Origin of the sequence: Flavobacterium hiemivividum, assembly GCF_004349145.1 — a bacterium.
GTDB lineage: Bacteria > Bacteroidota > Bacteroidia > Flavobacteriales > Flavobacteriaceae > Flavobacterium > Flavobacterium hiemivividum.
Window position 1 is genome coordinate 335,163 of record NZ_SMFO01000002.1, and the last position, 21,475, is coordinate 356,637.

The window sequence follows — 21,475 nt, forward strand, 5'->3', positions numbered from 1 at the left end:
TTATATTTTTGTCGCAATGAAATTTACAGCAGAACAAATAGCGGGAATATTGGAAGGAGAAGTTGTTGGGAATCCCAATGCTGAAGTGCATGAGTTGTCTAAGATTGAAGAAGGAAAGGAAGGGTCGCTGACTTTTTTATCAAATCCCAAATACAATAACTACATATATAGCACCCAAGCTACAATCACGATTGTAAATAAAAGCTTTTTTCCAGAATCGGAAATAACGACAACGATGATAAAAGTAGAAGATGCTTATTTGGCTTTTTCTAAATTATTAGAGTTCTATGATCAGGCAAAAGGGGCTAAAAGCGGAATCGAACAGCCGTCGGTAATAGCAGAGAATGCTACTTATGGTAAGAATTTGTATTTAGGTAGTTTTAGCTATGTAGGTTCTAAGGTCGTTTTAGGCGACAATGTGAAAATTTATCCTAACTGTTTTATCGGAGATAATGTTGTCATTGGCGATAATGTAACTATTTTTGCAGGAACTAAAATTTATGAGCAAACCGTAATTGGAAAAAATTGTACCATACATTCTGGTGCGGTGATAGGAGCTGATGGTTTTGGCTTTGCGCCAAATCCTGACGGAAGCTTTAAAAAAATTCCGCAAATAGGAAATGTCATAATAGAAGACGACGTAGACATCGGTGCTTGTACATCTATAGATCGTGCTACAATGGGTTCTACAATTATAAGAAAAGGAGTGAAACTGGACAATCAAATCCAGATAGGTCACAACGTGGAAATAGGAGAGAATACCGTAATTGCAGCTCAAACTGGTGTTGCAGGCTCTACTAAAATTGGGAAAAACGCAATGATTGGCGGTCAGGTAGGTATTGCAGGACATTTAACCATTGGGAATAATGTTCGAATTCAGGCACAATCCGGAGTAGGAAGAAACATCAAAGATGCGGAGATCTTACAGGGAAGCCCAGCATTTGGCTACAACGATTACAGTAAATCGTATGTCCACTTTAAAAATTTACCAAAGATCGTCTCAGAATTAGAAGAATTAAAAAAACAAATATTAAACCAAAAAATCGGGAATAATGGTTAAACAGAAAACTATAAAGACAGAAGTTTCGCTAACAGGAGTTGGATTGCACACTGGTAAAGAAGTTACAATGACTTTTAAACCTGCTCCGGTAAATAATGGTTTTACTTTCGTCCGAGTAGATTTAGAAGGACATCCTGTTGTTGAAGCAGATGCAAACTATGTTGTAAATACACAACGAGGAACCAATTTAGAAAAACTTGGAGTAAAAATACAAACGCCAGAACATGTGTTAGCGGCCCTAGTTGGTTGTGATTTAGATAATGTTATTATCGAATTAAATGCTTCGGAGCTGCCTATAATGGATGGTTCGTCTAAATATTTTGTTCAAGCACTTGAAGAAGCAGGCGTAGAAGAACAAAACACAAAACGCAATGTTTATGTTGTTAAGGAAGTTATTTCATTTACTGACGAGGAAAGCGGAAGCGAAATTTTAATCATGCCAAGTGATCAATATTGTGTTACTACGATGGTTGATTTTGGTACAAAAATTTTAGGTACTCAAAATGCAACTATGAAAAGCATTTCTGAATTTAAAAATGAAATTTCACAATCAAGAACCTTTAGTTTTCTACATGAATTAGAATCATTGTTAGAAAATGGTTTAATTAAAGGAGGTGACTTGAACAACGCTATTGTGTATGTAGATAAAGAAATCTCTGCAGCTACTATGGAGAATTTGAAAGTTGCTTTTGGAAAAGAAGATATCAATGTGAAGTCAAATGGGATTTTAGACAATTTGACATTACATTATCCTAATGAGGCTGCAAGACACAAACTACTTGATGTAGTAGGTGATTTAGCTTTAATTGGAACAAAAATACAAGGTAAAGTTATCGCTAATAAACCAGGGCATTTTGTAAATACACAATTTGCTAAAAAAATGGCAAAAATCATAAAAATCGAACAAAGAAATTATGTTCCTGTTTTTGATTTAAACCAAGAGCCCTTGATGGATATCCATAAGATTATGGCTGTACTTCCTCACAGACCTCCATTTTTATTAATTGACAGAATTATCGAAATGTCTGAAAGTCATGTGGTAGGAATGAAAAATGTTACAATGAACGAAAATTTCTTTGTAGGACATTTCCCGGAAGCACCAGTAATGCCAGGAGTTTTAATTGTGGAAGCAATGGCACAAACCGGAGGAATATTAGTATTAAGTACAGTTCCAGATCCTGAAAATTATTTGACTTATTTCATGAAAATTGATAATGTTAAGTTCAAACAAAAAGTATTACCTGGTGATACTTTAATTTTCAAATGCGATTTAATAACACCTATTCGAAGAGGGATTTGTCATATGCAAGCAAATGCTTACGCTAATGGTAAATTAGTTGCAGAAGCCGAATTAATGGCTCAAATTGCTAGAAAGCAATAAATTAATAATAGGATAAGACCCTGAAATATACCCTTTCATGGTTTTTATTTTATAGATATAAATTATAAAAAAAAGTAGATGAATCAACCATTAGCATATGTTCATCCTGGTGCGAAAATCGCCAAAAATGTTGTCATTGAGCCTTTCACAACAATTCACAATAATGTAGTTATTGGAGACGGTACTTGGATAGGATCTAATGTTACCATTATGGAAGGCGCGAGAATTGGAAAAAATTGTAATATATTTCCTGGCGCAGTTATATCTGCTGTTCCACAGGATTTAAAATTTGGTGGAGAAGAATCACTAGCAATTATAGGTGATAATTGTACGATTAGAGAATGTGTGACTATTAATAGAGGAACTGTAGCATCTGGACAAACTCTAATTGGCAATAATTGCTTAATTATGGCTGCTGCTCATATTGCGCATGATTGTATTGTTGGCAATAATGCTATTATTGTTAACGGTGTTCTTTTAGGAGGACATGTTACTATTGGGAATCATGCTGTTATAGGAGGCTTAGCTGCTATTCATCAATTTATTAGTGTTGGTGATCACGCCATGGTTTCGGGTGGTTCATTAGTGCGAAAAGATGTACCTCCGTTTACTAAAGCGGCCAAAGAACCTTTGTCGTATGTAGGAATCAATTCTGTTGGACTGAGAAGGAGAGGTTTTACATCTGAAAAAATCAAAGAAATACAAGAGATTTATAGGATTTTATATCAAAAAAATTACAATGTAACTCAAGCTTTAGGAATAATTGAAGCAGAGATGGAAGCGACTCCTGAACGAGATGAAATCATTGATTTTATTAGAAATTCTTCACGTGGTGTAATGAAAGGCTATACAGGAAATTACTAAAGAAAGCTCTGGCTCGTGGCATCTAGCTATTAGCCTAAAAATAAATAATTTAAATATAAATCGCTAATAGCCATAAGCTAATAGCCAAAAGCAAAATAAATGGCATCTACTTCAGACATTAAAAACGGATTATGCATTAAGTACAATAATGACATATACAAGATTATAGAATTTCTTCACGTTAAACCGGGAAAAGGACCTGCTTTTGTTCGAACTAAATTAAGAAGTTTGACAAATGGAAAAGTATTAGACAATACTTTTTCTGCTGGGCATAAAATTGACGAAGTGAGAGTTGAAAACCACAAATTTCAATTTTTATATCCAGAAGGAGATGATTTTCATTTCATGAATACGGAGACTTTCGAGCAAATTTCTTTGAACAAAAACATTTTAGATTCGCCAGATTTATTAAAAGAAGGAGAAAATGTAATGGTAAGTATCAATACAGAAACAGATTTACCTCTTTCTGTAGATATGCCTGCGTCAGTAATTCTTGAAGTAACTTATGCTGAACCAGGAATTAAAGGGAATACTGCTACAAATGCTACTAAATCGGCAACGGTTGAAACTGGAGCTAGCGTAAATGTACCTTTGTTTATCAATGAAGGAGATAAAATTAAAATTGATACCGCATCAGGTTCTTACATGGAGCGTGTAAAAGAGTAAATTACAGTTTTCAGTATTCAGTTTGTCATCAAGCTGAATACTGACTATTGAATACCGAATACTAAATTTATGAAATTTCCAAAAGTTTACGCGCTAAAAGAAATTGCCACTATTATCAACTGTGAATTTGTTGGGGATGCTAATTTTACAGTATCTGGAATGAATGAAATTCATGTTGTAGAAAAGGGCGATATTGTATTTGTGGATCATCCTAAGTATTATACCAAAGCTTTAAATTCAGCTGCGACTATTATTTTGATTAATAAAAAAGTAGATTGTCCAGAAGGAAAAGCATTATTAATTTCAGAAGATCCCTTTACTGATTTTAATAGATTGACGAAACATTTCAAACCTTTTGAGTTTTCGAGTGCTTCAATTTCTACTTCAGCTGTAATAGGTCAAGGGACTATAATTCAGCCTAACGCTTTTATTGGAAACAATGTAGTAATAGGTAAGAATTGTTTAATTCATGCCAATGTTGCGATTTATGACAACACCATAATTGGAAATAATGTCATTATTCATGCTGGAACAGTTTTAGGCGCCGATGCTTTTTATTACAAAAAGCGAGAAGATGGATTTGATCAATTGCTTTCAGGTGGTAGGGTCGTGATAAAAGATAATGTGGGTATTGGCGCACTTTGTACAATTGACAAAGGAGTTACGGGAGATACCGTTATTGGAGCAGGAACAAAAATTGACAATCAGGTTCATGTTGGTCATGATACTGTAATTGGAGAAAAGTGTTTAATTGCCTCTCAAACTGGAATAGCAGGTTGCGTTATTATAGAAGATGAAGTTACTATTTGGGGACAGGTAGGAACAACAAGCGGAATCACGATTGGCGAAAAAGCTGTGATTCTGGGCCAAACAGGTGTTACAAAATCTGTTGAAGGTGGAAAGTCCTATTTTGGTACGCCAATAGAAGAATCACGAGAAAAATTAAAACAACTAGCTAATATTAAGAAAATTCCAGAAATTTTAAATAAATTAAAATAATATGACAGCAAAGGAACTCGTTCAAAGTTTTTATAAATCAGATGCTCTTATTGATAGTGCAGTGCTGAAGGAATATTTGCACGCAGACATTCTGGTAGATTGGAATAATAGTACGGGTTTTGTACAGCTTAACTACGATGCTTTAATAAATCTGTCTGAAGAATTAGGTCGCGCATTTGTTCGATCGAAGATTAGAATAAGTCATATTATTGAAGAAAATGATATGATTACAGTGCGCTATTCTCATTTTGTTAAAACAATAGAAAACCCTAGAGAAGAGATGTTAATGGCACATTTCATATCGATTTGGCAAATAAAAGACAATAAATTATTTCGAGGCCACCAAATGAGTCAATTAGCATAATTTATTTTGTTAATAAATGGCCACAAATAATTTTCAAAACCTTACTTTTGCATCACAATTTTTAAAAATCACATAAAATATATATCATGAGTGTTTTAGTTAATAAAGATTCCAAAATAATTGTTCAAGGATTTACAGGAAGCGAAGGAACTTTCCATGCTTCTCAAATGATTGAGTACGGAACAAACGTTGTAGGTGGTGTTACTCCAGGAAAAGGTGGCTCAACTCATTTAGATCGTCCTGTTTTTAATACAGTAAAAGACGCTGTAGAACAAGCAGGGGCTGATACTACTATTATTTTTGTACCACCCGCTTTTGCTGCTGATGCAATAATGGAAGCTGCTGATGCAGGAATAAAAGTGATTATCGCTATTACAGAAGGAATTCCTGTAGCTGATATGATCAAAGCAAATGCTTATGTTAAAGAAAGAAACGCAAGATTGATAGGACCTAACTGTCCAGGAGTTATTACTCCAGGTGAAGCTAAAGTTGGTATTATGCCAGGTTTTGTTTTCAAAAAAGGAACTGTAGGTATTGTTTCTAAATCAGGAACATTAACGTATGAAGCGGCTGACCAAGTAGTAAAACAAGGTTTAGGAATTACTACAGCAATTGGTATTGGTGGAGATCCAATCATTGGAACTACTACAAAAGAAGCGGTTGAATTGTTAATGAATGACCCAGAAACAGAATGTATCGTAATGATAGGTGAAATAGGTGGACAATTAGAGGCTGATGCTGCTAAATGGATTAAAGCTGATGGTAACCGTAAACCAGTAGTAGGATTTATTGCAGGAGTTACCGCTCCAGCTGGTCGTACAATGGGTCACGCAGGTGCTATTGTAGGTGGAACTGATGATACAGCAGAAGCTAAGAAAGAAATCATGAGAGCATGCGGAATCCACGTGGTAGATTCTCCAGCTGAAATTGGTAAAAAAGTAAAAGAAGTTTTAGGATAGTTTGCTATTTTAAACTAAAATAGAATAAGCCTCACATTTGTGGGGCTTTTTTATTATAAAATAGAATTAAAGAATATCTTTGCACTTTATTAAAAGAGGTCATGTTTTGCCTTTTCATTTAATAAATAAAACATATGGTTGTAGTGATCCTTGCTTATTGTGGGGTATTTTTTTGTGAAAGCCAAATAAAATAAAAATAAATAATATGTATAAGGAATTAAAAAAATTCAAGGTTAGCGACTCATTTTCATTTGCTACAGACGACAGCTTAGAACAAGTTTGTAATGCTTCAGAAGGAAGCGGTGTGTTTTTAGTATATGCAGTAGGAGAAGAAAAAGAGTTAATCATGGTAGGTTCTACTGGAACAGTACAAAATGATGGCTCTTTGAAAATAAAAAATGGTGGCTTAAAAGAAAAGATTGTTGAAGGACATCAATTTGCAAAAACAGGAAGAAAATATTCTTGGCCAGCGCAAATGTCTAAAGAAGATATTAGTTTGTTAGAAGTAGTGTGGTATGAAACATTCAATGATAAAACTAAAGGAATTCCAACTGCTGTAGAAGCACAAGTTTTACAGAACTTCTTAGATGAAAACGGTAGATTACCGAGATGGAATGTAGCATTCTAAAACATTTCAACCTATATCATTATAAAATAGCTTTACTTCGGTAAGGCTTTTTTTATGAAAAATTATTAGATTTTATCGTTTAGATCTCCTGAATGTATTACATTTGCAGCCGTTATCACGAATCTCTTTATGAGATAGCAACCTGCAACAACGAGCAAGGTGCTAAAACGATAAGCCAAATCCTTTGGAAAAAATGTTGTTTAATTCCCATTTTTTAGCTTTTGTTTTTCGTCATATTTAATTCATATTAAAATTAATTTTATGACTGTTTTTTCGAATAAAAGAGGAAATCCGTACGCTTTGATTCCCCTGTTTGTTTTTATTTTTACTTTTCTAGGTGCTGGAATTGTATTGGATGATTTTTATGCATTTCCATTTCCAATTGCGGTAATAGTGGGGATTATTGCTGCCTTTTTACTATTCAAGTCCTCCACAGATGAAAAAGTAGCGACTTTAATTGCAGGTTGTGGCGAAAGTAAAATCATGACTATGTGTTTGATTTATTTACTTGCGGGAGCATTTGCAGTGGTTAGTAAAGCGATGGGTGGTGTCGATGCTGTGGTAAATTTAGGAATCAGTACTATCGATGTGGCTTATTTTCCATTAGGAATATTCTTAATTGCTGGGTTTTTATCAACTGCTTCCGGAACTTCTGTGGGTGCAATTGTAGCAATAGGTCCTATAGCGGTGACATTAGCAGATAAAAGTGGCGCTTCATTGCCTTTAATTTCAGGTGCTTTATTGGGTGGTTCCATGTTTGGAGATAATCTGTCTATGATTTCAGATACTACTATTGCGGCAACTCAATCTTTAGGATGTAAACTGAAAGACAAGTTTAAAGTCAATTTATTTATTGCGCTTCCAGCCGCGGTAATTACTATAATTTTATTCTTTTACCTAGGTTTAAATTCAGATATTGTTGCTGTTGAGCTGCCTAAAGCAAGTTTTGAATGGCTTGCAATTATTCCATACCTATTAGTAATTGTTCTGGCCTTGGTAGGATTAAATGTGTTTTCCACCTTGCTTATTGGTACAATTCTAGCGGGTATCATCGGTTTTTTTAGCGGTTCTTTTACGTTTATGGAGTTTATCCAAAAAATATACGAAGGTTTTACTTCAATGACTGATATTTTCTTATTGTCAATGCTTACGGGAGGTTTAGCTGCTTTGGTGGATAAAGCAGGTGGAATTGATTTTTTATTATACCAAATTAAAAGCCGTATCAAAAGTAAAAAATCAGCGCAGGCAGGAGTTGGTGCGCTAGTTGGATTTGCTAATTTGGCAATAGCCAATAATACAGTATCGATTGTAATTACTGGGCCTATTGCTAAGGAAATAAACGACGAATATCATTTAGACGCTAAAAAAACAGCCACTATTTTAGATATTTTCTCGTGTATTGTTCAGGGTATTTTACCATACGGTGCTCAGGTTTTGTTGATTTTAAGTTTTGCAGCAGGTAAATTAGACTTCTTTGATTTAATCAGTAATGCTTGGTATCATTTGTTTTTATTCGGATTTACTTTATTTGCAATTTATAGCTCACATTGGGATAAATGGATGAAAAAGTTTTTGAAAGTATAAATTGCTGTAATGACACAATTTTATTGAATTTGAAATTTTTTTTAAGAAAGGAATTACTCTATATTTGACAATTCGTTTGTAGCCCTGATAGTAACGAAAATCCTTTTATGTAAGCCGCGGCGGACATAAAAGATTGCAGTGGATAGCAGGAATAGCTTCAAATAAATATTAAACTTATTTTATAACATGAAATTACTAGAAGGAAAAGTAGCCATTATAACAGGCGCAAGTCGCGGAATAGGAAAAGGAATCGCTGAAGTTTTTGCAAAACATGGAGCAAATGTTGCTTTTACTTACAGTTCATCTGTTGAGTCGGCTTTAGCATTAGAAAATGAATTGAACGCGCTTGGAATAAAAGCCAAAGGATACCAATCGAACGCTGCTGATTTTAACGAAGCACAAACTATGGTTGATGCTGTAATAGCTGAATTTGGAACTGTAGATATTTTAATCAACAACGCTGGAATCACTAAAGACAACCTTTTAATGCGTATGTCTGAAGAAGATTTTGACCAAGTTATTGATGTCAATTTGAAATCGGTTTTTAATATGACAAAAGCGATTCAAAGAACATTCTTGAAAAAACGCGCTGGATCAATCATTAACATGAGTAGTGTAGTGGGAGTGAAAGGTAATGCGGGTCAAACGAACTATGCCGCTTCCAAAGCTGGTGTTATTGGGTTTACAAAATCAGTAGCACTTGAATTAGGTTCGCGCAATATTCGTTGTAATGCGATTGCACCTGGATTTATTGAAACGGAGATGACTGCAAAATTGAATGATGATGTAGTTCAAGGATGGAGAGACGGAATTCCTTTGAAAAGAGGTGGTACTACTGAAGATGTTGCTAATGCATGTCTTTTTCTTGCATCAGATTTGAGCGCGTATATTACGGGTCAAGTTATGAATGTTGACGGAGGAATGCTTACTTAAAAAATAGTGATCAGTATTCAGTTTTCAGTATCAGTACAAATAACTTATAATTGATGATTAAATAATACTAAAATATGACTACAACCACTATACTATTATTGTTTTTATCATTATTAGTAGCTGGTTGTTTATCATTTTTTCAATATTTTTATAAAGCCAAAAACAAATCAAAACTGAATTTGTTTTTGGCTTTTTTACGTTTTTTAAGTTTATTCGGGATTATGTTGCTGTTGATTAATCCTATAATTACCAGAAATACACTTGAAATTATAAAACCGCCTTTAGCGATTGTTGTAGATAATTCAAGTTCAATTACGGCATTAGATTCCAATAAAAAAGCATTAGAGGCTTATGCAGCAATAGCAACTAATACAGCATTAAAAGAGAAGTTTGACATACAATCGTATCGTTTTGATGCCGAGTTTGAACCTTCGGAGGAATTTGATTTTAAAGGAACACAGACCAATCTGGGTGGGATTTCTAAAGAATTAAAAAGTATTAATAGAAATAGTACATTCCCAACAATTCTCCTAACTGACGGAAACCAGACTTCTGGGAATGATTATGTCTATAGTTTTGATCCTAGCAATAAAGTTTATCCTATCGTCTTAGGAGATACAACTGCGGTAGTTGATCTAAAAATTAGCCATATCAATGTCAATAAATATGCGTTTTATAAGAATAAATTTCCAGTAGAAGTGTTTTTGAATTATTCAGGTGATAAAAACATAGTAGCTAATTTTACTATTTCGGAAGGAAATTCAGTTGTAGTAAAACAAAGTATTTCTTTTTCTTCTTCGAAAAAAACTGCCGTGATAAATGTCCTTTTAGCTGCAAATAAAATTGGTTCCCAAATATTCAAAGCAACAATTAGTGGTGTAGAAAAAGAGAAGAACAGTTACAATAACACTAAGAATTTTGCTATCGAAGTAATCGATCAAAAGACAAATATTGCACTAATAACCGCAATAAATCATCCAGATGTAGGCGCTTTAAAACGCAGTATTGAATCTAATGCTCAGCGTAAAGTAACTATTGTTAATCCAAAAGCTATCAATTCATTAAAAGATTATAATGTGTTGATCTTGTATCAACCAACTGCAGCTTTTAAATCTGTTTTCGAAGAAAATAAATCAGCAGGAATAAGTTGCTTTATTATCACAGGAACGAGTACTGATTTTTCATTTTTAAATCAAGAACAAAGTAACTTAGTATTTAAAATGAGCTATCAAAAAGAGAATTATTTGGCGGGCTTTAACCCGCAATTTAATTTATTTGCCATTGATAATATTGGTTTCGAAAATTTCCCACCATTGGAAAATGCATTTGGTACAATTACGCCGAAGGGAAATGCGGATGTTTTACTTTTTTCAAAAATTAGAAGTATGGAAACTAATTCTCCATTACTGGTTTATACTGAAAATAAAGGAAAGCGCGATGCCTTTCTATTGGGAGAAAATATTTGGAAATGGCGCTTGCAAAGTCACGTGGATACGCAGTCGTTCTCAAAATTTGATATCTTTATGGATAAGACAATACAATATTTAGCGTCCAGCAGTTCTAAAAAAGCATTGGTTGTCAATCATGAAAGTTTTTATAATTCAGGCGATGCGATTGAAATTACCGCTCAGTATTTCAATAAAAATTATGAATTTGACAATAAAGCCCGTTTGACCATAATTGTAACAAATACAGCAACGAAACAAACAAAAAACTATGATTTATTAAAGGGAAACGCCTTTTACAAAGTAAATCTGGGCGGACTTGCTGCAGGGAATTATAATTTTACCGTAAAAGAGTTGAATTCAAATACTAGTTATTCAAGCCGTTTTGAAATTTTGGATTTCGATAGAGAGAAACAATTTGTCAATCCCGACATGGAAAAATTAGTGCAGCTGGCAACCCGAACACAAGGCACAGTATACTCTCCGGACCAAGTGGCGGTATTGATCAAATCACTTTTAGAAGATGAAAATTATAAAGCAATAGAAAAAAACAAGGCAACCAGATCACCTTTGATTGATTGGATAATGCTGTTGATTTTAATAATCTCCTTACTAGCTACGGAATGGTTTGTCAGGAAATACAACGGATTGTTATAAATAACACAATACTACAATGGATTTCAGATTAAAAGTATTCTACACGGTCGCGACCAGATTGAGCTTTACAAAGGCATCAGTAGCACTATTTATAACACAACCAGCCGTAAGCAAGCACATACAAGAACTAGAGGAATCGTATAAAATTAAACTTTTTGATCGAACGGGATCGAAGATTTCCTTGACGATCGCCGGAGAAAAATTATTAAAACATACCAAAAGTATTTTCGAAATCTATCGTGAAATCGATTTTGATATGGGTGCGCTTATAAATGAGCAACGTGGAATACTGCGAATAGGAGCAAGTACCACAATTTCTCAATATATTATTCCGCCAGTATTAGCCCGTTTTCATCAAGAAATGCAGGGAATCAACGTCAATTTGCGCAATGGAAATACAGAGCAGATTGAAAGTGCCTTATTGAATAAAGAAATTGAAATAGGGATTGTAGAAGGGCAGTCTAAAAATAAAGGAATTAAATACACTCCGTTTTTAAAAGACGAATTGGTACTTGTATGTAACAGTACAAGCGCATTGGTCAACAAAGAAGAAATTACCAAGCAAGATCTACTGGAATTGCGATTTTTATTGCGTGAGCAGGGTTCAGGAACTCTCGAAGTAATTGAACATGCCTTAAAACCTTTAAAAATTAAAATGTCTGAGTTAACTGTCGAAATGCAATTGGGAAGTACCGAAAGTATTAAATCGTATTTAATGAACTCTAATTGTGTTGCTTTTATTTCGATTCATGCGATTCAAAACGAACTGAAAAACAATGAATTGGTGATTCTTGATGTTGATAATTTAACGATGGAACGTTATTTTTATATCATTAGTTTACAAGGAAAAACCGACGCTCTTTCAGACTTGTTTATTAAAAATATTTCAAGACATTATAACCTGAAGTTATAGGAGATTGTTAATTATGCTTAGTGAAAGTCATATAAACTGCTGACCTTTGTAAGGTAATAATTAAATAAATTTATTGTGAAAACGCAATCCATTATTAAAAAAAATAGTGCTACTTTTCTTCAACTAAATCCAACCTTTCAGAAAATAATCTTTGGTATATTAACCGTTCTTTGTCTTACAGGCTTTATTTCTCCACCAATGGGATTATTGTTGGGTTTAGTTGTGGCGAACTTATCAGGTCATCCATTTTTAGAATTAAATAACAAGGCAACTAGTATCTTACTGCAAGTTTCGGTTATTGGACTCGGCTTCGGTATGAATGTAAACAGTGCGCTATCTGCTGGAAAAGAAGGTTTTATATTTACAGTAGCTTCTATATTTTCTACTTTAATTTTAGGATATTTTATTGGAAAATGGTTCAAGATCGAAAAGAAAACGGCTCATTTAATCTCTTGTGGAACTGCTATTTGTGGCGGAAGTGCCATTGCAGCGATTGCGCCAGTGATAAAATCGGATGAGAAACAAACTTCGGTGGCTTTAGGAGTGATATTTATTTTGAATTCGATTGCGTTGTTTTTATTTCCTGTAATCGGACATTGGTTGGATCTCTCTCAGCAAGAGTTTGGTTTATGGTGCGCTATAGCAATTCATGACACAAGTTCAGTCGTGGGTGCGGCTAACAAATATGGACCAGAAGCATTGCAAATGGCAACTACGGTAAAACTCGCCAGAGCTTTATGGATTATTCCTGTTGCCTTGATAACAGCAGTATCATTTAAAAACAAGTCTAGCAAGGTTAAAATACCGTATTTTATTGGATTGTTTATTTTAGCAATGCTACTGAATACTTATGTTCCTCAAACTGCTCTTGTTGGACCTGGCTTGGTTGCACTTGCAAAAATTGGATTGACACTTACTTTATTCTTAATTGGAGCTGGATTAAACTTCAATGTGCTAAAATCCGTCGGTTTAAAACCGTTATTTCAAGGTATTTTACTTTGGGTTTTTATTGGAACAGCAGCATTACTATCAATTATCTATTTTAATTAGGAATACGAGTGAATATTTTCTTTTGATGACAAAGAATTGTAATCGGAGATAATCATACATAAGCGCTATTAAAAGAAAAAAAGCAGCTATAAAAAGGGTTTTTATTTCGAAAAAAGTATACATAAAACCACCTAATATACAACCTATAAAAAAGAATACAATGATTGATAATCTAAGATAGATACTAGTCTTCAATCTTTTTCTTTCGGTTGCTTTTTTGTAAAAAAACAATTGCGATAATTCGATTCCTAAATCAGTAAAAAGTCCCGTTAAATGGGTGGTCCTTACAATTGAGTTTGATATCTGTGTTACCAATGAATTTTGTACTCCCATTGAAAAAAGCAATGAAAAAGCGATACATTTTCCCGAAATCGTTGATAAATCACCTTTTACTCCAAAAAAACCAACTAAAACCAAAATTAGTATCTCCAGTGATATCGGAATTACATGTGATAAATTTGGCTGTTTTAAAGCGACTGATTCGGCTAAAAAATTTGATACAAAAGCACCAGCTAAGAAAAAAAGAGTAAATACAAAAAATGTAATTGCCGCGGTATAGTTCTGCTTAAAGATTTCTTCAGCAAAGAATGCAAAATGCCCTGTAACATTTGTTGTCAAGGTTTTTACTGCCAATACTCCCGTAATATTGACGATTCCTGCAACGAATGATAAAAGCGTGGCTAAACGTAAATTATGGATAAAAGTTCGGTTTTTTCCTTGGTGGCGAAACATAGTTAGATATAAGTTATTTCTTAATTTACGTAATCTTGAAGAAGATATTTCCAAATGCTATGAAAAACAAATACATTTGTGCTTCAAAAAAATAAAAGTAATGATAAATATCAAATTTAAGCGTACAATCCTGTTGCTAACTGCAATATTCATAGGATTTCTAACATTATCATGGGGATTCGTAGGGCATGAAAGAATTAATAAAGCAGCTGTGATGGCTTTGCCGAAACCGCTTCAGGTTTTCTTTTACAACCATATTGATTTTATAACCCACGAATCTACCGTTCCAGATTTAAGAAAGTATATTTTGCAAGATAAGGCGGAGACTCCGAGACATTATTTTGACATGGAAAATTTTGGTAGTGTCGACAGTTTTCCACAGTCTATGGCCGAAGCCAAAAAGAAATATGATGACAAATTTTTAGCCAAAAACGGAACATTACCTTGGCATATCCAAGATATGATGACCAAATTGACGCAAGCCTTCAAAGACAAACGAAAATCAGAGATCTTATTTATTGCTGCCGATTTAGGACATTATATCGCTGATGCGCATATGCCATTACACACTTCTGACAATCACGACGGACAATTAACGGATCAGAAAGGAATTCACTCTTTGTGGGAAAGCAGATTACCTGAATTATTTGTTAAAGATTACAAATTCACAGTAGCTCCTGCAAAGTATTATGAAGACGTGAATAAAGCAACCTGGGACATGATTAGTGATACTCACAGTTTGGTTGCTCCTCTTTTGGCAGCCGATAAAGGTCTTAGAACAACATTAGGCGCAAATCAAATATTTGTGACGGATGCAGAAGGAAATGTGGTGAAAAACAAATACAACAGCGCAAGATATACCAATGAATATGCGGCTAAATTTCATACTGCCTTAAACGGAATGGTCGAAAGCCAAATGAAGAAGGCGGTTACTGTAACTGCTAGTTTCTGGTATACGGCCTGGGTTAATGCAGGAAAACCGGATTTAAGTAAGCTAGATTCTGAAGCGCTTACTAAGCGTAATGCTAAAGCCTATAAAAAGGATAGTAAACTCTTTAAAAAAGGAGAGCTTTTTGGTCTTGAAATTGAAAAGGATGCCGAATAAAAAATAATCCAATTGGATAAAAAAAAAGCCTGTGAAATCGTTTTTCACAGGCTTTTCTATTTGATTTAGTTATTTCTGGTATTTCTTTTTCTTCAAAATATCCGAAGCTACTTGATAGTAAGAGATTGTTTCATGTACCAAGTCGGTTCTTTCTTTTTTCAAAGGCTTTTGATCGTAATAGATTTGGAAATCACTCTCAACTCCAGCTTTCGGTAATAAAGTCAATTTAAATTGTTTTACTTCTTGTTTGGGTGAGATGATGGTTAAAACATTTTCTTTGATCATTCCTAAATCTTGATACGTCCCAATCAACGCTCTTGGATTGTAATCTGATTTTAAAACATCTTGACCAAAGAATTTACTTTGGTAGTTAAAATTTAAAAGCCCAAACAAGGTGGGCATAATGTCAATTTGCGACATCAAATTGGTGTAACGCTGCGGCTGAATAAATCCAGGACTGCAAATCATGGCTGGAATTCGGTATTTATCAACGGGTAGCTCGGTTTTTCCAGCGCTGGATGCACAATGATCTGATACAATCACGAAGACAGTATTAGCAAACCAAGGCTGTTTTTTGGCCATTGTAAAGAATTTGTTTAGTGCATAATCTGTATATTTAACTCCACCTTCACGTGATTTTACATCACCTGCAATATCAATTTTATTGTTCGGATAGGTAAATGGCCTATGGTTACTTACCGTCATCCAATGGTTGAAGAATGGTTTTCCAGTTTTAGCTTCTTCATTCATGACTCTAATAGCTTTGTTAGCCATGTCTTCATCACAAACACCCCACACATTAGAAAATGTAATTTCTTGCGGTAGCAGTGTTTTCTTATCTACGATATCATAACCATTTCCTAAAAAGAAATCTTCCATGTTGTCAAAGAAAGCATCTCCGCCGTAAAGGTATTTCACATTATATCCTTTCGCTTTAAAAACACTTGCTGTTGAGAATTTATCTTTATTGTCTTGTCTTTTCACAACACTTTCTCCAGCTGTAGGAGGAATACATAAGGTTACCGCTTCTAAACCGCGAACAGTTCTATTTCCTGAAGCATAAAAATTAGTAAAAAGTAAACTTTGTGTTGCTAAGCTATCTAAGAATGGCGTGATATTTTCCTCGTTTCCATACGTTTTCATGAAATCAGCACTGTAACTTTCGATAGTGATTAAAACTACATTTTTATGGTTCTCGGCAGCGGCACTTTTAATTTCTCTTAAAGTAGATTCTCCAGTAATCCCATTTATTTGTTGAGCTAGTAAGGCATAAACTTCTTTTTCGGGTAGTGTTATATAGAATTTAAAATAGTCCAATTCACTATTCATAAAAGCCAAATAAAATTTATAGATTCCATTGGACTGTAATTCATTTGAAAAAATATTCTGCGAATTTTCTTTGGTAGCTAAAAATGGAATCGCCAATAATGACAGTCCGAACAAAACAAGATAAATTCCTGATATTTTAATTTTTTCAACAAATGTGGGAATGTTGTCAATATAACTTCGGGATCCTTTTAGTATAAAATAAGTAACGATCCCCGCTATTATAAAAAGTCCAGAAAACAAAGGAATTACAGGATAGGACTCCATAATATTTCCAATTACCTCATTGGTGTAAACCAAATAATTAACCGCAATGAAATTGTATTTTACTCCAAATTCATTCCAGAAAAAATATTCACTAATCGCATTTTGTAATATCAAAACAACAAATAAAAACATAACGAAGGCAAAAAGCCAATATCTAATCTTGTCACGGTGTTTTGGTGCAAAAAGTAAAAGTCCAAATAAAAACGTTTTTATCCCAACGAATATAAGACCAATCTTTGGTAATTCACCTCCATATTCATTCAGAATTGATTTTCCTGAAGCTATGTAAAGAAATAAGGTTATAAATAGTCCAAAGACAATGTAGCCGTAGGGTTTTAGGTATTTCCCATTAGATATAAAAATCAAGTACAACCATAAGAAACCGCTGGCGAGTATAAAAACAAAAACATCAGAAACGAAACCAAAGATAAAAATCTTTAAGGCATCTGTCCAAATAAACAAGGTATCAGTGATGGGATGGAAGAGCAGTATGATTCTTAGGATGAAACTAACTGTTACGTAGAAAAAAATAAGATTATAAAAAGGGGATAATTTTTTATAGAACGACATGTTTTTTTTTACAAATTAAGGTATTTAGATTTATAAATCGTTCAATTATAAGGGCAATCATTCTTAATTTTCACTTAAGATGAGAATTTTTTAACAATATTGATTTTGATTTAGAGTTACATTTGATGAAGATTAGGTAGTGTTGAGAAAAGACCGCCTACCAATTGGTTTTGAAGGAGTTAATAAAAATCGATTTAAAATTAAAATGATAATGAAAAAAGTGATGGTAATAGTATTCCTTTTTGTGATAAGTCTAGGGTATTCTCAAGATTGGAAAACAAATTTTGAACTCGTAAAGAATGAAGCTGTTAGTCAAAAGAAGCCAATTTTATTAGTGTTTTCAGGATCAGACTGGTGTGCACCCTGTATAAAATTAGATAAGAACATTTGGCAATCTGCAGAATTCAAGGAATATGCTGCAACTAATTTAGTATTAGAGCGTGCTGATTTTCCGAAGAAAAAACAAAATCAACTGGAGGCTGATCTTAAAAAACAAAATGAAGGTTTGGCTGAAATGTATAATAAAGACGGTATTTTTCCATTAGTTGTTATTTTGGATTCTAACGGAAAAGTATTGGGTAAGACCAGTTATAAAAACGTAACTCCTACAGAATATATCCAACTACTTAACTCATTTATAAAATAATAATGCGACAGCTATCTTTAATTTTATTCTTATTTGTTGGTGTCGTGGTCTCTGGACAAGTCACCCAAAAAAGAACATTGTCTATGTTGGGTAGTCCCTTTGAAATGATTGTTGAAGCCAAAGACATTCCGGAAGCCGATGCTTATATTGACATGTCTGTTGCCGAAGTGTCTCGCATTGAGAACTTAATCTCAGACTGGATTCCGACGACGCCAATCTCTGACGTCAATAGAAATGCTGGAATAAAACCAGTTAAAGTGCCTCAAGAAGTATTTGATTTAGTGCAGCGCTCGATACAAATATCTGAATTAACCTCAGGAGCTTTTGATATTAGTTGTGCCTCGATGGATAAAATTTGGAAATTTGATGGCAGTATGACCAAAATGCCTACACCGGAGGAAATTAAAAAATCAGTGGAGAAGGTGGGCTATAAAAATATAATGCTAGATGCTGAGAACAATACAATTTTCCTTAAAAATAAAGGAATGAAACTAGGATTGGGCGGAATTGGTCAGGGATTCATTGCCGATAAAATAAAAGCATTACTTATTTCGAAAGGTGTGATTGCCGGAATCGTAAATATATCTGGGGATATCAACACCTGGGGAAAACAGCTCAATGGAGAAAAATGGAAAGTGGGAATTAAAAATCCGTTAAATAAGGACAAAATTTTCGCCACTTTTCCGCTGGAAGACAGCGCTGTAGAGACTTCAGGAAGTTATGAGAAATACGTGACTTTTAACGGAATACGATATTCACATATCATTGATACCAGAACTGGTTATCCTGCTTCAGGAGTGATTAGCGTTTCGGTTTTTGCAAAATCAACAGAGTTTGCTGATGCGTTAGCAACGGGTGTTTTTGTAATGGGAGTAGACGTAGGATTAGATTTAGTCAATCAATTACCGGGAGTAGGATGCATATATGTCGATGATAAGGGCAAAATATTTGCATCAAAAAATATAGATTTAAAAAAATTCAACAATGAATAGATTAGCTCTTTTTATAATCGTTTTGATTACCCTGCAATCTTGTGTTGCAGTTAAGGAATATGATAAATTATACATTAACGATCCTGACATGAAGTTAGCGGCAAAACCTTCTGAGAAATACGAAACCACTTTTCAGGTATATCGTGAGGCTGCAGCAGGTGCCAATGGCGGAAAAACTGGTGGTGGATGTGGTTGTAATTAATATAGCAAGATGAAAAAAATAATATTTACGATGGCTTTGTTAATAAACATGGCTGTTGTTGCCCAAGTTAAAGATTCAACGACCACTTTTAAAAAGAGAGTTTTAGAAAATACCGAAGTGGATTTATTACTAAGTTACTATAATCAGGATGGGACGCATTCTGCCGTTAGCGGTGGAATAGGTTCAGAAAAACTATCTGATTTAGCTTCAAATATTGTTGTGGCCGTTCCGCTAAATGAGGATGATGTCTTAACTTTTGATGTCGGGATTTCGGCTTATACTTCTGCCTCTTCAAGCAATATTAATCCGTTTAATGCAACGGGGGCTTCTGGAGCTGGATATGATGATGATAGAACGGCAATTGGAAAAAATGCCGCTGCAACTAATACGTATGGCACTCCATGGCAAGCTTCATCGGGAGCTTCAAAGAGCGATCAATTGGCTTCTGTTAGTGTAAATTACAGTCATAATTCCGATAATAGAAATAACATTTGGAGTGCTGATGTTTCTTTTTCGAATGAGTATGATTATACTTCCATTGGTTTTGGAGGAGGGTTTACCAAGTTGTTTAATGAGAAAAACACCGAGATAAGCATAAAAGTCAATGCTTATTTAGACCAGTGGAGACCGATATATCCAACAGAGCTTCATGAATATGCGCAGTACGGTGCAAATTTTCAAAATCAAGGATATTTGGTAGGGGTTAGTATTTTAGATCAAAACGGTGCTACATCAAATGGGTATTTGCCATCGGCATTTAAACCTTACGATAAGTCAAACAGAAATTCGTACTCGGCTTCCTTTTCATTCTCTCAAATACTGACAAAGAAGATTCAAATGTCTGTTTTTATGGATGTTTTGCAACAAGAAGGCTTATTGGGAACTCCTTATCAGAGAGTCTATTTTGCTGATAAAGCAAATTATTACATAGGTCAATCGCAATATATTCCAGTATATACCACTTCAGAAAATAGAGGAGTATATCAATTAGCCGATGACAAAGAGCGACTACCGAGTACCCATTTTAAAATTCCGATAGGAGCACGACTCAATTTTTATATCAATGAATTTGTCGTTGCCAGAACCTATTATAGATATTATCAAGACAATTGGGGTATTCAAGCGCATACAGTATCAATTGAGTTACCTATTAAAATTAGCTCCAGTTTCACTGCTTATCCCATGTTCCGTTATTATACGCAAACGGCTTCAGATTATTTTGCTCCCTATGAAAAACATCTTTCAACAGAGAAATATTATACTTCGGATTATGACTTATCAAAATTCGACAGCAGTCAATATGGTTTAGGTTTCACTTATACTGATATTTTTACTCGAGCTAAAATCTTTGTTTTAGGATTAAAATCAATAGATTTACGATTGAATCATTACACTCGAAGTGATGGCCTTTCGGCAAATATTGGTTCTTTAGGTTTTAAATTTTTATTGGAATAAAAAACAAGAATATGCATATTTTAATAGTGGAAGATGAAGCGGGTATTGTACAATTTCTCCAACAAGGTTTAGAGGAGGAAGGCTACCAAATAACGAGTGCTTCTGATGGACTCCAAGGATTTGAATTGATACAGAAACACCAATTTGATTTAATTTTGTTGGATTGGATGTTACCTAAAATGAGTGGATTGGATTTGTGTAAGGCTATTCGAAAAAAAGACACTAGCACACCGATACTATTTTTGACGGCTAAGGACACGGTTCAAGAAACAATTGAAGGGATAAAGGCGGGAGCTAATGATTATATTAAGAAACCATTTAGTTTTGAAGAATTAGTGGAACGCATCAAAATTCATTTCCGAAATCAAAATGAACAAGATATTCTAACTCTTGGCACTATACAGATTGATATTGCAAAACATGTCGTTTTATCCCATGAAAGGGAAGTACAGCTAACCAATAGAGAGTTTAATCTGTTGTGTTACCTTGTCAAAAACAAAGGGAAAGTATGTACCCGAAATCAAATTATAGAAGATGTCTGGGATATTCATTTTGATTATGATACTGGTGTCATTGATGTTTTTATCAATGCTATCCGTAAAAAGTTAAATTTAAAAATCGAAGAAGATTACATAAAAACAGTTCGCGGTGTAGGTTACATTGCAAATGACTAAGTA

Annotated in this window: 21 protein-coding genes and 1 riboswitch; of the genes, 19 read left to right on the forward strand and 2 right to left on the reverse strand. The window is 34.2% G+C overall.

Annotated elements, in window-relative coordinates:
• The first annotated feature begins 16 nt into the window (after positions 1 to 16).
• From lpxD to E0F98_RS05535, 13 genes are all read left to right on the forward strand, one after another.
• Positions 17 to 1,060 (forward strand): UDP-3-O-(3-hydroxymyristoyl)glucosamine N-acyltransferase, encoded by a 1,044-nt coding sequence (gene lpxD / locus E0F98_RS05475; protein ID WP_132109610.1) that lies wholly within the window; start codon positions 17 to 19, stop codon positions 1,058 to 1,060.
• On the forward strand, positions 1,053 to 2,441 hold the full coding sequence (locus tag E0F98_RS05480; protein ID WP_132109611.1) for a bifunctional UDP-3-O-[3-hydroxymyristoyl] N-acetylglucosamine deacetylase/3-hydroxyacyl-ACP dehydratase: 1,389 nt from the start codon (positions 1,053 to 1,055) through the stop codon (positions 2,439 to 2,441). The genes lpxD and E0F98_RS05480 overlap by 8 nt, the downstream gene beginning before the upstream one ends.
• A gap of 78 nt (positions 2,442 to 2,519) precedes the next feature.
• Positions 2,520 to 3,305, forward strand: coding sequence for an acyl-ACP--UDP-N-acetylglucosamine O-acyltransferase (gene lpxA, locus E0F98_RS05485; RefSeq protein WP_132109612.1), 786 nt, complete (start codon positions 2,520 to 2,522; stop codon positions 3,303 to 3,305).
• A 99-nt stretch (positions 3,306 to 3,404) separates the two neighbouring features.
• A complete protein-coding gene (efp, locus tag E0F98_RS05490; protein ID WP_132109613.1) occupies positions 3,405 to 3,971 on the forward strand; it encodes an elongation factor P in 567 nt (188 codons plus the stop codon).
• A 69-nt stretch (positions 3,972 to 4,040) separates the two neighbouring features.
• Entirely contained in the window at positions 4,041 to 4,970 is a 930-nt protein-coding gene (locus tag E0F98_RS05495) for a UDP-3-O-(3-hydroxymyristoyl)glucosamine N-acyltransferase (RefSeq protein ID WP_132109614.1), read from the forward strand.
• 1 nt (position 4,971) lies between these two features.
• A complete protein-coding gene (locus E0F98_RS05500; protein WP_132109615.1) occupies positions 4,972 to 5,334 on the forward strand; it encodes a nuclear transport factor 2 family protein in 363 nt (120 codons plus the stop codon).
• A gap of 86 nt (positions 5,335 to 5,420) precedes the next feature.
• Entirely contained in the window at positions 5,421 to 6,293 is an 873-nt protein-coding gene (gene sucD, locus E0F98_RS05505; protein ID WP_132109616.1) for a succinate--CoA ligase subunit alpha, read from the forward strand.
• Positions 6,294 to 6,498: 205 nt separating this feature from the next.
• Positions 6,499 to 6,921, forward strand: a complete 423-nt coding sequence (locus E0F98_RS05510) for a hypothetical protein (protein WP_132109617.1) — start codon at positions 6,499 to 6,501, stop codon at positions 6,919 to 6,921.
• A gap of 107 nt (positions 6,922 to 7,028) precedes the next feature.
• Positions 7,029 to 7,125, forward strand: a riboswitch (SAM-I-IV-variant riboswitch).
• Positions 7,126 to 7,182: 57 nt separating this feature from the next.
• Complete coding sequence (locus E0F98_RS05515) at positions 7,183 to 8,505, forward strand: Na+/H+ antiporter NhaC family protein (RefSeq protein WP_132109618.1); 1,323 nt, start codon at positions 7,183 to 7,185, stop codon at positions 8,503 to 8,505.
• 186 nt (positions 8,506 to 8,691) lie between these two features.
• The gene (fabG, locus tag E0F98_RS05520; RefSeq protein ID WP_132109619.1) at positions 8,692 to 9,438 is read left to right on the forward strand and encodes a 3-oxoacyl-[acyl-carrier-protein] reductase; all 747 of its coding nucleotides are present in this window, start codon (positions 8,692 to 8,694) and stop codon (positions 9,436 to 9,438) included.
• Between the two features lie 74 nt (positions 9,439 to 9,512).
• Entirely contained in the window at positions 9,513 to 11,540 is a 2,028-nt protein-coding gene (locus E0F98_RS05525) for a hypothetical protein (protein ID WP_132109620.1), read from the forward strand.
• Between the two features lie 16 nt (positions 11,541 to 11,556).
• Positions 11,557 to 12,453: a LysR family transcriptional regulator gene (locus E0F98_RS05530; protein ID WP_132109621.1), complete on the forward strand. Its 897-nt coding sequence runs from the start codon at positions 11,557 to 11,559 to the stop codon at positions 12,451 to 12,453.
• Between the two features lie 144 nt (positions 12,454 to 12,597).
• Entirely contained in the window at positions 12,598 to 13,503 is a 906-nt protein-coding gene (locus E0F98_RS05535; protein WP_394345845.1) for a YeiH family protein, read from the forward strand.
• Here the strand turns inward: E0F98_RS05535 and E0F98_RS05540 are convergent.
• The gene (locus E0F98_RS05540) at positions 13,483 to 14,235 is read right to left on the reverse strand and encodes a YoaK family protein (protein WP_132109623.1); all 753 of its coding nucleotides are present in this window, start codon (positions 14,233 to 14,235) and stop codon (positions 13,483 to 13,485) included. The two genes, E0F98_RS05535 and E0F98_RS05540, sit on opposite strands and share 21 nt — an antisense overlap.
• Positions 14,236 to 14,335: 100 nt before the next feature.
• Between E0F98_RS05540 and E0F98_RS05545 the strand changes: the two genes are divergently transcribed.
• Positions 14,336 to 15,340, forward strand: a complete 1,005-nt coding sequence (locus tag E0F98_RS05545; RefSeq protein WP_132109624.1) for a zinc dependent phospholipase C family protein — start codon at positions 14,336 to 14,338, stop codon at positions 15,338 to 15,340.
• 69 nt (positions 15,341 to 15,409) lie between these two features.
• On the opposite strand, the gene E0F98_RS05550 is transcribed toward E0F98_RS05545, so the two are convergent.
• Positions 15,410 to 17,503, reverse strand: a complete 2,094-nt coding sequence (locus tag E0F98_RS05550) for an LTA synthase family protein (protein WP_132109625.1) — start codon at positions 17,501 to 17,503, stop codon at positions 15,410 to 15,412.
• 211 nt (positions 17,504 to 17,714) lie between these two features.
• On the opposite strand from E0F98_RS05550, the gene E0F98_RS05555 reads away from it, so the two are divergent.
• The 5 genes from E0F98_RS05555 to E0F98_RS05575 are packed head-to-tail and all read left to right on the forward strand — an operon-like array spanning position 17,715 to position 21,472.
• Positions 17,715 to 18,149 carry a thioredoxin family protein gene (locus E0F98_RS05555; protein WP_132109626.1) on the forward strand — a complete coding sequence of 145 codons (435 nt, stop codon included), beginning with the start codon at positions 17,715 to 17,717 and terminating at the stop codon, positions 18,147 to 18,149.
• A gap of 2 nt (positions 18,150 to 18,151) precedes the next feature.
• On the forward strand, positions 18,152 to 19,141 hold the full coding sequence (locus E0F98_RS05560; protein ID WP_132109627.1) for an FAD:protein FMN transferase: 990 nt from the start codon (positions 18,152 to 18,154) through the stop codon (positions 19,139 to 19,141).
• Positions 19,134 to 19,343, forward strand: coding sequence for a DUF4266 domain-containing protein (locus E0F98_RS05565; RefSeq protein ID WP_132109628.1), 210 nt, complete (start codon positions 19,134 to 19,136; stop codon positions 19,341 to 19,343). Before E0F98_RS05560 ends, E0F98_RS05565 begins: the two co-directional genes overlap by 8 nt.
• 9 nt (positions 19,344 to 19,352) lie before the next feature.
• Positions 19,353 to 20,798: a DUF3570 domain-containing protein gene (locus E0F98_RS05570; RefSeq protein WP_132109629.1), complete on the forward strand. Its 1,446-nt coding sequence runs from the start codon at positions 19,353 to 19,355 to the stop codon at positions 20,796 to 20,798.
• Positions 20,799 to 20,809: 11 nt separating this feature from the next.
• A complete protein-coding gene (locus tag E0F98_RS05575) occupies positions 20,810 to 21,472 on the forward strand; it encodes a response regulator transcription factor (RefSeq protein WP_132109630.1) in 663 nt (220 codons plus the stop codon).
• Positions 21,473 to 21,475 lie beyond the last annotated feature (3 nt).